Source organism: Streptomyces sp. NPDC007095 (genome assembly GCF_040634475.1).
Classification (GTDB): domain Bacteria; phylum Actinomycetota; class Actinomycetes; order Streptomycetales; family Streptomycetaceae; genus Streptomyces.
Genome location: NZ_JBEYFS010000282.1, coordinates 1 through 13,927, shown reverse-complemented (window position 1 = coordinate 13,927; position 13,927 = coordinate 1). Strand labels below are relative to the sequence as shown.

The following is a 13,927-nucleotide window of genomic DNA, read 5'->3' as shown; positions in this document are numbered from 1 at the left end:
CCGGCCAGGAGATCCGGATCATCAACGCCGACGGCAGCGTGGTTGCGCCGGGCACGGACGGTGAAGTCGTCGGCACCGCCCGCGCCCGGCTCCCGAGGGCATCCCGGCCCAGCCGGGCATGGACGGGGACCGGCCGTCCGGGAACTCCACGGGCACGGACCGGCGCACCGGGCAGGGGCTGCCGCACGCGGGCCCGATGCCGATGCGGCGTGACGGGGACCGGCTGCGCTTCGTGGGCGCGGCGACCCGGCGGATCGCCCGCGGCATCGACCTGGACGAGATCGTCATGGGTCTGTGCCGGGCCACCGTGCCGACCTTCTCGGACGCGATCCTCGTCTATCTGCGCGACCCGCTGCCGGTCGGCGACGAGCGGCCCACCGGGCCCCTCGTGCTGCGGCTGCGGCGCACCGACCGGATCCCCGAGGAGCGGGACACCGAGAACGGCTTCATGCCCGCGCTGCGGCCCGAGCCGAACGAGCTTTCGGCGATGACGGCCGAGCTGTGCGAGGTGCGCCCGGGCGGCGCCCTCGCCGAAGTGCTGCGCGGCGTGCGCCCGGTCTTCGCGGACGCGCCCGCCGCCCGGGCCGCGCTGCCCGAGCTGCTCGGCGACGAGCTGATCGTGCCCACCGGCCAGCGCGCGATCCTCGCCCCGCTGCGCGGGCGGCGCCGGGTGATCGGCGCGGCGCTGTTCGTGCGCCGCCCCGAGCGGATGGCGTTCGAGACCGACGATCTGCTGGTCGCGGCCCAGCTCGCCACGCACAGCGCGCTCGGCATCGACAAAGCGGTGCTGTACGGCCGCGAGGCGTACATCGCCGACGAGCTGCAGCGCACCATGCTGCCCGAGACGCTGCCGCGCCCCACCGGAGTGCGGCTGGCCTCGCGCTATCTGCCGGCCGCGGAGACCGCGCGGGTCGGCGGCGACTGGTACGACGCCATCCCGCTGCCGGGCAGCCGCGTCGCCCTCGTCGTCGGTGACGTCATGGGCCACTCGATGACCTCGGCCGCGATCATGGGCCAGCTGCGCACCACCGCGCAGACCCTCGCCGGGCTCGACCTGCCCCCGCAGGAGGTGCTGCACCACCTGGACGAGCAGGCCCAGCGCCTGGGCACCGACCGCATGGCGACCTGTCTGTACGCCGTCTACGACCCGGTCGCGCACCGGATCACCATCGCCAACGCGGGCCATCCGCCGCCCGTGCTGCTGCACCTGGGCGGCCGGGCCGAGGTGCTGCGAGTGCCGCCGGGCGCGCCCATCGGCGTAGGAGGAGTGGATTTCGAGGCGGTCGAGCTGGACGCGCCCGCCGGGGCGACGCTCCTGCTGTACACGGACGGCCTGGTCGAGTCGCGCCTGAGGGACGTGTGGACCGGCATAGAGCAGCTGCGCGAGAAGCTCGCCGCCACCGCGCAGCTCACCGGCCCGGACCATCCGCCACCGCTGGAAGCGCTCTGCGACGAGGTGCTGGACATGCTCGGTCCGGGTGACCGGGACGACGACATCGCGCTGCTCGCCGCCCGCTTCGACGGGATCGCGCCGAGCGATGTGGCGTACTGGCACCTGGAGCCGGAGGACGCGGCTCCCGGCCGGGCCCGGCGCCTGGCCCGCCGGGCGCTGTCCCGCTGGGGCCTGGAGGACATGAGCGACTCCGTGGAGCTGCTGGTCAGCGAAGTCGTCACCAACGCCGTGCGCTATGCGTCACGCCCGGTCACCCTCCGTCTGCTGCGCACGGACGTGCTGCGCTGCGAGGTCGGCGACGACGTGCCGCAGCTGCCCAGGCTGCGGCAGGCGCGCGCCACGGACGAGGGCGGGCGTGGCCTCTATCTGGTCAACAAACTGGCCAGACGGTGGGGCGCCACGCGTCTGAGCACCGGAAAGGTGGTCTGGTTCGAGTTGAACCGGGGCTGAATGGACCGGGGGCGGAGGGGTACGCGATCCGCCTCGCCCCACGGCGGCCCGGTTGCCGACATCCTGTCGGCAGAGTTGACTGCTGAGGTGAGCGAAGCGATCTGACGACTCTCTTCTTGACGGGAGGACGCTCGTGACGCAGACACCCCAGAAGGCTCCGTACACCACGAACAACGTCGGCATTCCGGTGGAGAGCGACGAACACTCGCTGACCGTCGGTCCCGACGGCCCGATCCTGCTCCAGGACCACTACCTCATCGAGAAGATGGCCCAGTTCAACCGGGAGCGGGTCCCGGAGCGGGTGGTGCACGCCAAGGGCAGTGGCGCATACGGGTTCTTCGAAGTAACCAACGATGTCAGCCAGTTCACCAAGGCCGACCTTTTCCAGCCGGGCAAACGCACCGAGATGCTGGCCCGTTTCTCCACCGTGGCCGGTGAGCAGGGTTCGCCCGACACCTGGCGCGACCCGCGTGGCTTCGCGCTCAAGTTCTACACCGAGCAGGGCAATTACGACCTGGTGGGCAACAACACCCCGGTCTTCTTCGTCCGTGACACGATCAAATTCCAGGACTTCATCCGCTCGCAGAAGCGCCACCCGGCGACCGGCCTGCGCAGCAACGACATGCAGTGGGACTTCTGGACCCTCTCCCCCGAGTCGGCGCACCAGGTGACCTGGCTGATGGGCGACCGGGGTATCCCGAAGACGTACCGCAACATGAACGGCTACGGCTCCCACACCTACATGTGGATCAACGGCGCCGGTGAGAAGTTCTGGGTGAAGTACCACTTCAAGACCGACCAGGGCATCGACTTCCTGACCCAGGCGGACGCCGACGAGCTGGCCGGCAAGGACGGTGATCTGCACCGCCGGGACCTGTACGAGTCGATCGAGTCCGGGAACGCGCCGAGCTGGAGCCTGAAGGTCCAGATCATGCCGTTCGAGGACGCGGCGGACTACCGCTTCAACCCCTTCGACCTGACCAAGGTCTGGCCGCACGGGGACTATCCGCTGATCGACGTCGGCCGCATGACCCTCGACAGGAACCCCGAGGACTACTTCATCCACATCGAGCAGGCCGCCTTCGAGCCGTCCAACCTGGTGCCGGGCGTCGGCCCCTCGCCGGACAAGATGCTGCTCGGCCGGCTGTTCTCCTATCCGGACACACACCGGTACCGGATCGGCCCGAACTACGCCCAGCTGCCGCCGAACCGTCCGCACGCCCCGGTGAACTCGTACGCCAAGGACGGCCCGATGCGCTATGAGCCGTCGCTCGCGGCCCGCCCGTACGCGCCCAACTCCTACGGCGGCCCCGCGGCCGACTTCTCCCGCTTCGGCGACCCGGCGAGCTGGGAGGCGACGGGCGAGCTGGTGCGCGAGGCGTACAAGCTGCACCGCGAGGACGACGACTGGGGCCAGCCGGGCACGATGGTCCGCCAGGTCCTCGACGACGCGGCCCGCGACCGCCTGGTCTCGAACGTCAGCGGCCACCTGAAGGCCGACGTCTCCCGTCCGGTCCTGGACCGCGCCCTGCAGTACTGGCGCAACATCGACAAGGAACTGGGCGACCGGATCGCCCACAACGTCAACGGAGGCTGAACACTCCGGAACGCACGACACGGGCGCGAAGACCGGCCGTACCGGTCTTCGCGCCCTTGTCGGTCACTGCTGGTTGTTCGGGTTGAACGGGTCCAGTGTTGTGATCTCGCCGGTCGGGGTCCCCGTCGGTGTGGTCGGGGGTGTCGTCGCCGGGGTGGTCGGGGGCTCGGACGTCGGGGTCGGCGGCTCGCTGGTGGTGGGCGGCTCGCTCGTCGGCGGCTCGGTGGTCGGGGTCTGCGAGGGCGTGTCGCTCGGCGTCTCACTGATCGTCGGCGTGGTGCTGGGCTCCATCGCCGCGCCCTGGGTGGTGTCCAGGTCGAACGTGGTGACGCTGCCCATCGCGTTGAAGGTGTACGCCGCCCATATCTGGGCCGGGAAGCCACCGCCGTTGACGCGGCCGCCGCCCGCGGCGCCCTTCAGGGAGACCTGCGTACCCTGCTTGACCACCTTGCCACCGGTGTCCTTGCGGTCCTTGGGGACCTCTCCGAACAGACCGACCGAGGTGACCAGGTTCGGCGTGTACCCGGTGAACCAGGCCGACTTGTTGTTGTCGGACGTACCCGTCTTGCCCGCGACCTGCTGGTCGTTGCGGTCGACCGCCTGGGCCACCGAGACCTGGGCCGTACCGTCGTTGACCACGCCGGTGAGCACCGAGGTGACCGAGTCGGCCGCCTGGGAGCTGATGACCTGGTCGGCGATCGGGTTCGGGAAGTCGACCGAACTGTCCTTGTGCTCGGCCGAGGCGACGAGGGCCGGGGTGACCTTGCGGCCGTGGTTGTCGAGGGTCGCGTAGATGCCCGCCATCTCCAGCGGGCTCGCGCCCATGGTGCCGAGGGTCTGCGCGGGGACCGCCTGCATGCCCTTGGTGTCCATGCCGAGCTTGCCGGCGACCTTGAGGACCTCGTCCATTCCGACGTCGACGCCCATCTGCGCGAAGACGGAGTTGATGGACTTGTTCATCGCGGTCTGGACGGTGACGTCGCCGTAGTTCTGGTCGTCCTCGTTGGGCGGCGCGAAGCCGATGCTGCTGCCCTTGACGGAGCGACCGCTGGTGCCGTCGTAGACCGTGTCCGCCGTGATGTCCTGGCCGTCCTGCGTCTTGGCCTGCTCGTCCAGGGCCGCCGCGAAGATCAGCGGCTTGAAGGTGGAGGCGGGCTGGTAGTCGCGGCGGGTCGCGTTGTTCACGTAGTGCTTGAAGTAGTCCTCGCCGCCGTACATCGCCACGACCTTGCCGGTCTTGGGGTCGACGGACGCGGCACCGGCCTCGACATCACCGTCGACCCTGCGCTTCTTGGCGTCCAGCTTGCCGGTGAGCTTCGTCTTGACGGCGACTTCCAGCTGCGTCTGCTTCTTCTTGTCGATGTTGAGCGTGATCGTCCAGCCGCCCGCGTCGACCAGCGCCTTGGCGTCCTCGTAGTTGGCGGCGGCGCCCTTGGCCACCAGCCGGTTGGCCAGCGCGCTGTTGGCCGCGTCCACCAGATAGCCGGTCTGGCCCTCCATGCCGGGCACGCCCTTGGGGTCCTGCGGGGTCGGGAACTTCAGGGTCGCGCGCTTGGCGGCGGACAGCCAGCCCTCCTCGACCATGTTGTTGAGGGTGTAGTTCCAGCGGGCCGTGACCAGCCGCTTGCCGGTGGGCGTGGCGACACCCCAGTCGTACTGGCTCGGGGCCTGGAGCAGCGAGGCGAGGTACGCGCCCTCCTCGACCGTGAGCTCGCTCGCGTCCTTGCCGTAGTACGCCTGGGCCGCCGCCTGGATGCCGTAGGAGTTGCGGCCGTAGTAGCTGGTGTTGATGTAGCCCGCGAGGATGTCGTCCTTGGTCTGCTGACGGTCCACCTTCAGCGCGATGACCAGTTCCTTCAGCTTGCGCGTGACGGTCTGGTCCTGGGTGAGGTAGTAGTTCTTGACGTACTGCTGGGTGATCGTCGAACCACCCTGCTTGCCCTTGCCGGACAGGGTGTTGATCAGACCGCGGGCCGTGCCCTTGAGGTCGACGCCGGCGTCCTTGTAGAAGGACTTGTTCTCCGCGGCGACGAAGGTCTTCTGGACGTCCTTGGGCACCTTGTCCAGGCCGACGATCTCACGGTTGACCTTGCCCGTGCGGGCGAGCGTGCTGCCGTCGCTGTACTTGTAGATGTTGCTCTGACGCTGTGCGTCCGCGTTGCCCTTGGGTATGGAGACGACCATGTAGAGCACGATGAAGGCGCCCATGCCGAGCAGGCAGAAGCCCAGAAAGGTGCCGAGGATCGTCTTCCAGTTCACGAACCGGCGTATGCCGGTGCGGCGGGGCTTTCCTCCGGACGAGGGCATGGCCGCCGCGCGGCGGCCACCGTGCTGCCGCGCTCGTCTCTCTTCCGCTCGTCCCATGGCTGCGTCCGCTCCGCTCGCTCTCGTGTCGCGCTCTCTTGTACGCGTGTCCTGCCGCGTTCACTCACGCGCTCGGGTGTCGCGTTCGTGTTCGCGCGTCACACAGGTTCGCCGCTGAGGTCGGCTCAGCAAACTAACACCACGCGCTATGACAAAGGGCTGTCGATCCGGTCTTTTGCGGACGTGACAATCAGCACGTACTACTCAGGACTTCGCATCCGCCCCATCTCAACCGACGAGCTGGAGGGGTGGAAGGTTGCCAGGCCGGATAAAGTGATATCACTTAGATAGGCCTGGATGGCCTTGGGCGGGTGGGAGTCATACGGGCTTCCGCCGCACGAAAACGGGGGGCCCCAATGCCGGAACACGACTCCACTCCCAGCGACGCCACCTCTCTCGCGGATGTGCCGCGGATGCCCGACCCGCGGGTACGGGAGTTCGCCGCGCACAGCATCGGCGGCGGGCTCGCGCTGCTGTTCGGGCTGGTCGGGCTGCTGCTCGGCGCCGGCCTGATCGCGGCCGCCACGACGGTCGACGCCGGCGGGGCCAAGGCCGCGCTGATCGTTCCCGGCATCCTGATCGGCCTCGCCGCGTTCATCGCGATGTGCGGGCTGAACACGGTGGCGCCCGGTGAGGCGCGGGTCGTCCAGCTCTTCGGGCGGTACCGGGGGACGATCCGCCAGGACGGGCTGCGCTGGGTGAACCCCTTCACCTCCCGCACGAAGATCTCGACCCGGGTACGCAACCACGAGACCGCCGTCCTCAAGGTCAACGACGCCTACGGCAATCCGATAGAGCTCGCCGCGGTCGTGGTCTGGAGGGTCGAGGACACCGCGCAGGCCACCTTCGAGGTCGACGACTTCCTGGAGTTCGTCGCCACGCAGACCGAGGCGGCCGTACGGCACATCGCGATCGAGTACCCCTACGACGCCCACGACGCGGACGGTCTCTCGCTGCGCGGCAACGCCGAGGAGATCACCGAGAAGCTCGCCGTCGAACTGCACGCGCGCGTGGAGGCGGCCGGGGTCTCGATCATCGAGTCGCGCTTCACGCATCTCGCGTACGCTCCCGAGATCGCCTCCGCGATGCTTCAGCGCCAGCAGGCCGGGGCGGTGGTCGCGGCGCGGCGGGAGATCGTGGACGGGGCGGTCGGGATGGTCGAGGCCGCGCTCGCCCGGATCACCGAGCGGGACATTGTGGAGCTGGACCCCGAGCGGAAGGCGGCGATGGTGTCGAACCTGTTGGTGGTGTTGTGCGGTGACCGGGCTCCGCAGCCCGTCCTGAACACGGGGTCCCTCTACCAGTGACGGATCCCTCCGGGGGGTCGGTCCCCGAGCGTCGGCCACAGCCGCAGCGGCAGCCGCAGCAGCGCAAGCAGGTTCTGCTGCGGCTGGATCCGCTCGTCCATGAAGCGCTGGCTCGGTGGGCGGCGGATGAGCTGCGCTCGGCGAACGCGCAGGTCGAGTATCTGCTGCGGCGGGCACTTGCGGAGGCGGGGCGGTTGCCGGGTGGGGCGGGGCCGATTCCTCGGCGGGGTCGACCGGCCGCTTCCGCGACGGGGGAACCGGAGGAGTAGGCCACGACGGCCCCCTGGGGGCCGGGTGTGGTTCTTCGGCTGCGAGCCGGTGGGGGTGATCGCGCAGTTCCCCGCACCCCGAGGACCGGGGGTCGACCCTCGGCTGCAAGCCGGCAGGGGCACACACAGTTCCCCGCACCCCCAAGGACCGGGGGTCGACCCTCGGCTGCAAGCCGGCAGGGGCACACACAGTTCCCCGCACCCCCAAGGACCGGGGGTCGACCTTCGGCTGCAAGCCGGCAGGGGCTGGGCGCGCAGTTCCTCGCGCCCCTAAAGCTTCGCCCCCCGGGTGGGGCGGGTAGGGCCGGCGGGGGCGGGGGAATCGTGGTGACGGAACCGTGACAATCGGGGGTGACCTGCGCGTACGTGGGGTTCACCATGATCTATTCGCGGTGTGTATACGTGCGGTGTATACGCCGTGTGTAGAGTGCTCGGCATGTCCATCGGTCACACCCTCCTAGGACTCCTGGAGTCCGGGCCCCGTCACGGTTACGACCTGAAGCGGGCCTTCGACGAGAAGTTCGGTCACGACCGGCCGCTGCACTACGGCCAGGTCTACTCGACGATGTCGCGGCTGCTCAAGCACGGACTCGTCGAGGTCGACGGGATAGAGGCGGGCGGCGGCCCGGAGCGGAAGCGGTACGCGATCACCGACGCCGGGATCACCGACGTACAGCGGTGGCTCGCGACGCCGGAGAAGCCCGAGCCGTATCTGCAGTCGACCCTCTACACGAAGGTCGTCCTCGCACTGCTCACGCACCGGGACGCGTCCGAGATCCTCGACACCCAGCGGTCCGAGCACCTGCGGATGATGCGCATCCTGACGGACCGCAAGCGCAAGGGCGACCTCGCCGACCAGCTGATCTGCGACCACGCCCTCTTCCACCTGGAGGCCGACCTGCGGTGGCTGGAGCTCACTGCCGCGCGCCTCGAAAAACTCGCCGAGGCGGTAACCCGATGACCCCCGCAGGCTCCCTGCTCACGGCGCACGACCTGCGCAAGGCGTACGGCCCCACCAACGCCCTCGACGGCGCCGAGTTCTCCATCCACCCGGGCGAGGTCGTCGCCGTGATGGGCCCCTCCGGCTCCGGCAAGTCGACCCTCCTGCACTGCCTGGCCGGCATCGTGACACCGGACTCCGGGTCCATCGTCTACAACGGCCAGGAGATGGCGACCATGAACGACGCCCAGCGCAGCGCGCTGCGGCGCAGCGAGTTCGGGTTCGTGTTCCAGTTCGGGCAGCTCGTTCCCGAACTGACCTGCGTCGAGAACGTCGCCCTCCCGCTGCGGCTCAACGGCACCGGGCGCAAGGAGGCGGAGCGAACCGCCCTGTCCTGGATGGAACGGCTGGAGGTCGACGACCTCAAGGGCAAGCGGCCGGGCGAGATATCCGGCGGCCAGGGACAGCGGGTCGCCGTGGCCCGGGCACTGGTCACCAGCCCGCGCGTACTCTTCGCGGACGAGCCCACCGGAGCACTCGACTCCTTCAACGGCGAACGCGTGATGGATCTGCTCACCGAGGCGGCCCGCTCGACCAACGCCGCCGTCGTCCTCGTCACGCACGAGGCACGGGTGGCCGCCTACTCGGACCGCGAGATCGTCGTACGCGACGGAAAGTCCCGCGACATGGAGCGGATCGTATGAGCGCCGCTCCCAGCGTCCGGCAGTGGTCCAGAGACCTGGCCATGGGCGCCAAGTTCGCCTTCACCGGCGGACGCGAGGGCTGGATGCGTGCGGTCCTCACGGCCGTCGGGGTCGGGCTCGGCGTCGCGCTGCTGCTGCTCACCACGGCGCTGCCGAGTGCGCTCCAGGCCCGCAGCGACCGCGAGAAGGCCCGTACGGACATCACGTTCACCGATGTGGGCATACCCGAGGCGTCCGATCGGACCCTTCTCGTCGCGGCCGTCGACGACACCTACCGCGACAAGGACATCCGCGGACGCGAGGTGCAACCCGAGGGGGCCCGGGCGCCGCTTCCGCCGGGGGTGAAGAAGATCCCGGCGCCGGGCGAGATGGTGGTCTCCCCCGCGCTGGCGGACCTGCTGAAGTCCGGCAGCGGGAAACTGCTGCGCGAGCGGCTGCCCTACCGCACCATCGGCACCATCGGGGAGCCCGGTCTCGTCGGCGCGAACGAACTCAGCTTCTACGCGGGCGCCGACAACCTCGCCCCGAGGATCGACGGCTCCAGAGTGACCCGTATCGACCACTTCGGGGAGCCCCTCGGACCGCCCGACAAACTGGACCCGGTACTCCTCCTCCTGATCATCGTCGTCTTCGTGGTGCTGCTGCTGCCGGTCGGTGTCTTCATCGCCGCGGCCGTGCGCTTCGGCGGCGAGCGGCGCGACCGGCGGCTCGCGGCACTGCGCCTGGTCGGCTCCGACAGCCGGATGACCCGGCGGATCGCCGCGGGCGAGGCCCTCTCGGGCGCCGTCCTCGGGCTCGCCTTCGGCACGGTCTTCTTCCTGCTGGCCCGTCAACTGGCGGGATCCGTCGAGATCTTCGGCAAGAGCGTGTTCCCGAGCTATCTGAACCCCACGCCCGCACTGGCCGCCCTGGTCGCCGTCGCGGTGCCCGCGGCCGCGGTCCTCGTCACCCTGCTCGCACTGCGCGGGGTCGTCATCGAGCCGCTCGGAGTGGTCCGTGCGGCCAAGCCCGCGCGGCGCCGACTGCGGTGGCGACTGCTGCTGCCGATCGGCGGACTCGCGATGCTCTACCCGATGATCGGCAAGGGCAACACCAGCGGAAACTTCAACCAGTACCTGGTGATCGGCGGTGTCCTGCTGCTCCTGATCGGCGTCACGGCGCTGCTGCCCTGGATCGTCGAAACGGTCGTCGCCCGGCTCGGATCCGGCTCGGTGTCCTGGCAACTCGCGATCCGCAGACTCCAGTTGAGCAGCGGAACGGCGGCCCGCATGGTCAACGGCATCGCGGTCGCGGTGGCCGGCGCCATCGCCCTGCAAATGCTGTTCGCCGGGGTCGAGGGCGACTACACCAAGGACACGTCGAACGACCTCCAGCGGGCGCAGATGCAGATCCGCCTCCCGTACGACGTCCCGCTCGACCAGGCCCGCGAGCAGTTCGCGCGGACCAAGGGCGTACGACAGGTCACCGCGATCGGCTCCGGTTCGCTGGGCGACCGGAAGCGGGACCCGAACACGTCCACGACCGTGACCGTCGGCAACTGCGCGTCGCTGCGCGAGGTGGCCACGCTGCCGACGTGCCGCGACGGCGACGTCTTCCTCGTCAAGGGCCCCGACAGCGACCTGGACGCGCCGAAGCTCGGCAAGCCCGGCCGAACCCTCTACATCGACCCCTCCTACGCCGATAGCTTCAGGGGCAGGCAGGCCGCCTGGACCGTGCCGCAGGACATCAAGGCAGCCCGGGTCCGCACGGATGCGACGAATGGTCTGACCGGCGGCATCCTGTTCACCCCGAGCGCACTGCCGGCCGGGGCCGCACGGGCGATCGAGGGCAACGCCTACCTGCAGATCGACCAGTCGGAACCGGACGTCTACGACCTCGTTCGCAACACCACGGCGAAGCTCAGCCCGCTGGCCCACGCCTGGACCTGGGCGTCGACCGAGCAGGACAACCGCTACACCTCCATCCGCACCGGCCTGTCCGTCGGCGCGGCCTGCGTCCTGTTCCTGATCGGCGCGAGCCTGCTGGTCTCACAGCTGGAACAGCTGCGCGAGCGAAAGAAACTGCTCTCCGTCCTGGTCGCCTTCGGCACTCGACGCCGCACGCTGAGCCTGTCGGTGCTCTGGCAGACCACGATCCCGATCGCGCTGGGTCTGTTGCTCGCTTCCGTGGTCGGTGTGACCCTGGGCGTGGTCCTGCAGAAGATGACGAGCGTCTCGGTGCGCGTGGACTGGCCGAGCCTGCTGTCGATGACCGGCATCGGCGCGGGAGTCGTCCTGCTGGTGACCGCACTCAGCCTGCCGCCACTGCTGCGGCTGATGCGGCCGGACGGACTGCGCACCGAGTGACGGGGCTCGTGGACCGGGACGCTCAGGCGTCCCGGTCCCACACCCGTACCGGCAGCGGTCGCAGCGCTTCTCGGAGCGCGGCGGCCAGTTCTTCGTACTCGCCGCCACGCGCGGCCCCGGCGCGCATCGCCAGTGCGATCCGGCGGGTCGGCGCCGGGTCCGCGAAGTAGCCGGTCAGGAGCTGGTTGCTGCGGGTCGTCTCGACCTTGACGGCGGTGCGCGGCAGCAAGGTGCAGCCGAGTCCGCCGGCGACGAGCTGGACCAGGGTGGACAGGCCCGCAGCCGTGGTGGTGACCGGGGCGTCCTCCCGGCCCGCCTCCCGGCAGATGTCGAGGGCCTGGTCGCGCAGGCAGTGTCCCTCGTCGAGCAGGAGCAGGTTGAGCTCGCGCAGGGCTTCGCGGGGGATGCCCTCCCGGCCGCCGAGCGAGTGGTCGAGCGGAGTGACGAGCACGAAGTCCTCGTCGAACAGCGGGAGTTCGGTCACGCCGGGTACACCGAGCGGAACGGCGAGCAGCAACAGGTCGAGACGGCCGGAGGTCAGCCCGTCGAGGAGGTTGGCGGTCTGCTCCTCGTGGACCTGGAGATCGAGGTCCGGGTAGCGGTCGTGGACCAGGTTGAGGACGGTGGGCAGGAGGTAGGGCGCGACGGTGGGGATGACGCCGAGGCGCAGCGCCCCGGTGAACGGCGCCCGTACCGCCTCCGCTTCCTCCATGAGCGCGCCGACCTCGTCCAGTACCGCCTTCGCGCGTACGGCGAGACGCTCGCCGGCGGGTGAGAGCAGCACCTTGCGGGTCGTACGCTCCAGGAGGGTCACGCCGAGCGTCTCCTCCAGGACGGAGACCGCGCCCGACAGCGCGGGCTGGCTCATGCCGATCGCGGCGGCGGCGTCACGGAAGTGCAGGTGTTCGGCCACGGCGGCGAAGGCGCGCAGCTGGGCGAGGCTCGGCTGACGGCGCCCGTTCCCCTTGAGGCTCATGGCTCCCTTGCCACTCACGGGGCCCTTGCCACTCATGGGGCCCTTGGAGCTTGCGTTGCCCATCGGGCTGGCCATGGCCGTACCTCTTACTCATAGTCACTGATAGTCGCATTCGATCAACACGACCGAGTGTAGCTATTTCCGTAATCAATGCAGCATGTGCCAACATCAGCATCGTCCAACCCCCGGGAAACGCCCCCAAAAAGGGCTTTTCCTCGCTGCAAGGAGAGCGTGTGCTCACTGTCGGTGACAAGTTCCCCGAGTTCGATCTGACCGCCTGTGTCTCGCTGGAGAAGGGCGAGGAGTTCCAGCAGATCAACCACAAGACCTACGAGGGTCAGTGGAAGGTGATCTTCGCATGGCCCAAGGACTTCACCTTCGTGTGCCCGACCGAGATCGCGGCCTTCGGCAAGCTGAACGACGAGTTCGCCGACCGTGACGCCCAGGTGCTCGGCTTCTCCGGCGACTCCGAGTTCGTGCACCACGCCTGGCGCAAGGACCACGACGATCTGCGTGACCTGCCCTTCCCGATGATGGCGGACTCGAAGCACGAGCTCATGCGGGACCTCGGCATCGAGGGCGAGGACGGCTTCGCCAAACGTGCGGTGTTCATCGTCGACCAGAACAACGAGATCCAGTTCTCCATGGTGACCGCCGGTTCCGTCGGCCGTAACCCCAAGGAGGTCCTCCGGGTCCTCGACGCGCTCCAGACGGACGAGCTCTGCCCGTGCAACTGGACCAAGGGCGAGAACACCCTCGACCCGGTGGCGCTCCTGGCGGGTGAGTAACCCTCCATGGCCCTCGACGTACTGAAGTCCGCCCTGCCGGACTACGCGAAGGACCTGCGTCTCAACCTCGGCTCGGTCATCGGCAACTCGGACCTTCCGCAGCAGCAGCTGTGGGGGACGGTGCTGGCGTGTGCGATCGCGGCGCGGTCGCCGCGGGTGCTGCGGGAGCTGGAGCCGGAGGCGAAGGCTCAGCTGTCGCCGGAGGCGTACACCGCCGCCAAGTCGGCTGCCGCGATCATGGCGATGAACAACGTCTTCTACCGCACGCGGCACCTGCTGTCGGACCCCGAGTACGGGACCCTGCGGGCCGGTCTGCGGATGAACGTCATCGGCAACCCCGGTGTCGAGAAGGTCGACTTCGAGCTGTGGTCGCTGGCGGTGTCCGCGGTGAACGGTTGCGGTCAGTGTCTTGACTCCCATGAGCAGGTGCTCCGCAAGGCGGGCGTCGACCGGGAGACGATCCAGGAGGCGTTCAAGATCGCTTCTGTGATCCAGGCGGTCGCCACGACGCTGGACGCCGAAGCCGTCCTCGCAGAGTAACCTCCGCCGCTTTACTCAGGCCCCGTTCACCCTGGTCGGGTGGGCGGGGCCTTCGTTTCTCGCCCCCGCCGCCCCTGCCCGTCCCATCCCCGGGGGCTCCGCCCCCAAACCCCCGGGGGGTTCGTTGGCCGCGGGTGAACGGGGGCTTGGCGCGCGGTACCCCGCGCCCCTGGGGCACGGGGCTGCGCCCCGGC

Annotated in this window: 11 protein-coding genes; 9 read left to right on the top strand and 2 right to left on the bottom strand. The window is 69.4% G+C overall.

From position 1 onward, the window contains the following. Nucleotides 1–118: 118 nt before the first annotated feature. Together ABZ656_RS50960 and ABZ656_RS50955 are read left to right on the top strand one after the other, a co-directional pair. A complete protein-coding gene (locus tag ABZ656_RS50960) occupies nt 119–1,903 on the top strand; it encodes an ATP-binding SpoIIE family protein phosphatase (protein WP_360278576.1) in 1,785 nt (594 codons plus the stop codon). 133 nt (nt 1,904–2,036) lie between these two features. Beyond that, nucleotides 2,037–3,500 (top strand): catalase, encoded by a 1,464-nt coding sequence (locus ABZ656_RS50955; protein WP_101400414.1) that lies wholly within the window; start codon nt 2,037–2,039, stop codon nt 3,498–3,500. A 63-nt stretch (nt 3,501–3,563) separates the two neighbouring features. On the opposite strand, the gene ABZ656_RS50950 is transcribed toward ABZ656_RS50955, so the two are convergent. Next, on the bottom strand, nt 3,564–5,864 hold the full coding sequence (locus tag ABZ656_RS50950) for a transglycosylase domain-containing protein (protein ID WP_360278573.1): 2,301 nt from the start codon (nt 5,862–5,864) through the stop codon (nt 3,564–3,566). 356 nt (nt 5,865–6,220) lie between these two features. Between ABZ656_RS50950 and ABZ656_RS50945 the strand changes: the two genes are divergently transcribed. The 5 genes from ABZ656_RS50945 to ABZ656_RS50925 all read left to right on the top strand — a co-directional run bounded on the left by ABZ656_RS50945 (nt 6,221) and on the right by ABZ656_RS50925 (nt 11,429). Further along, nucleotides 6,221–7,171: an SPFH domain-containing protein gene (locus ABZ656_RS50945; protein ID WP_101400412.1), complete on the top strand. Its 951-nt coding sequence runs from the start codon at nt 6,221–6,223 to the stop codon at nt 7,169–7,171. Next, the gene (locus tag ABZ656_RS50940) at nt 7,168–7,440 is read left to right on the top strand and encodes a hypothetical protein (protein WP_101400411.1); all 273 of its coding nucleotides are present in this window, start codon (nt 7,168–7,170) and stop codon (nt 7,438–7,440) included. The genes ABZ656_RS50945 and ABZ656_RS50940 overlap by 4 nt, the downstream gene beginning before the upstream one ends. A gap of 436 nt (nt 7,441–7,876) precedes the next feature. Next, the gene (locus ABZ656_RS50935) at nt 7,877–8,401 is read left to right on the top strand and encodes a PadR family transcriptional regulator (RefSeq protein WP_101400410.1); all 525 of its coding nucleotides are present in this window, start codon (nt 7,877–7,879) and stop codon (nt 8,399–8,401) included. After that, a complete protein-coding gene (locus tag ABZ656_RS50930; protein ID WP_095852792.1) occupies nt 8,398–9,084 on the top strand; it encodes an ABC transporter ATP-binding protein in 687 nt (228 codons plus the stop codon). Before ABZ656_RS50935 ends, ABZ656_RS50930 begins: the two co-directional genes overlap by 4 nt. After that, nucleotides 9,081–11,429, top strand: coding sequence for an FtsX-like permease family protein (locus tag ABZ656_RS50925; RefSeq protein WP_360278568.1), 2,349 nt, complete (start codon nt 9,081–9,083; stop codon nt 11,427–11,429). The genes ABZ656_RS50930 and ABZ656_RS50925 overlap by 4 nt, the downstream gene beginning before the upstream one ends. Nucleotides 11,430–11,451: 22 nt before the next feature. Here the strand turns inward: ABZ656_RS50925 and ABZ656_RS50920 are convergent, their stop codons facing one another. After that, nucleotides 11,452–12,405 carry a LysR substrate-binding domain-containing protein gene (locus tag ABZ656_RS50920; RefSeq protein ID WP_360278565.1) on the bottom strand — a complete coding sequence of 318 codons (954 nt, stop codon included), beginning with the start codon at nt 12,403–12,405 and terminating at the stop codon, nt 11,452–11,454. A gap of 233 nt (nt 12,406–12,638) precedes the next feature. On the opposite strand from ABZ656_RS50920, the gene ABZ656_RS50915 reads away from it, so the two are divergent. Beyond that, nucleotides 12,639–13,193, top strand: coding sequence for a peroxiredoxin (locus ABZ656_RS50915; RefSeq protein WP_054235005.1), 555 nt, complete (start codon nt 12,639–12,641; stop codon nt 13,191–13,193). A 6-nt stretch (nt 13,194–13,199) separates the two neighbouring features. Then, on the top strand, nt 13,200–13,733 hold the full coding sequence (locus ABZ656_RS50910) for an alkyl hydroperoxide reductase (protein WP_101400409.1): 534 nt from the start codon (nt 13,200–13,202) through the stop codon (nt 13,731–13,733). Nucleotides 13,734–13,927 lie beyond the last annotated feature (194 nt).

Coding starts and splice junctions, on each gene's coding strand:
- ABZ656_RS50960 (WP_360278576.1), top strand. CDS start 119: ATGGACGGGGACCGGCCGTCCGGGAACTCCACGGGCACGGACCGGCGC.
- ABZ656_RS50950 (WP_360278573.1), bottom strand. CDS start 5,864: ATGGGACGAGCGGAAGAGAGACGAGCGCGGCAGCACGGTGGCCGCCGC.
- ABZ656_RS50945 (WP_101400412.1), top strand. CDS start 6,221: ATGCCGGAACACGACTCCACTCCCAGCGACGCCACCTCTCTCGCGGAT.
- ABZ656_RS50935 (WP_101400410.1), top strand. CDS start 7,877: ATGTCCATCGGTCACACCCTCCTAGGACTCCTGGAGTCCGGGCCCCGT.
- ABZ656_RS50930 (WP_095852792.1), top strand. CDS start 8,398: ATGACCCCCGCAGGCTCCCTGCTCACGGCGCACGACCTGCGCAAGGCG.
- ABZ656_RS50925 (WP_360278568.1), top strand. CDS start 9,081: ATGAGCGCCGCTCCCAGCGTCCGGCAGTGGTCCAGAGACCTGGCCATG.
- ABZ656_RS50920 (WP_360278565.1), bottom strand. CDS start 12,405: ATGAGCCTCAAGGGGAACGGGCGCCGTCAGCCGAGCCTCGCCCAGCTG.
- ABZ656_RS50910 (WP_101400409.1), top strand. CDS start 13,200: ATGGCCCTCGACGTACTGAAGTCCGCCCTGCCGGACTACGCGAAGGAC.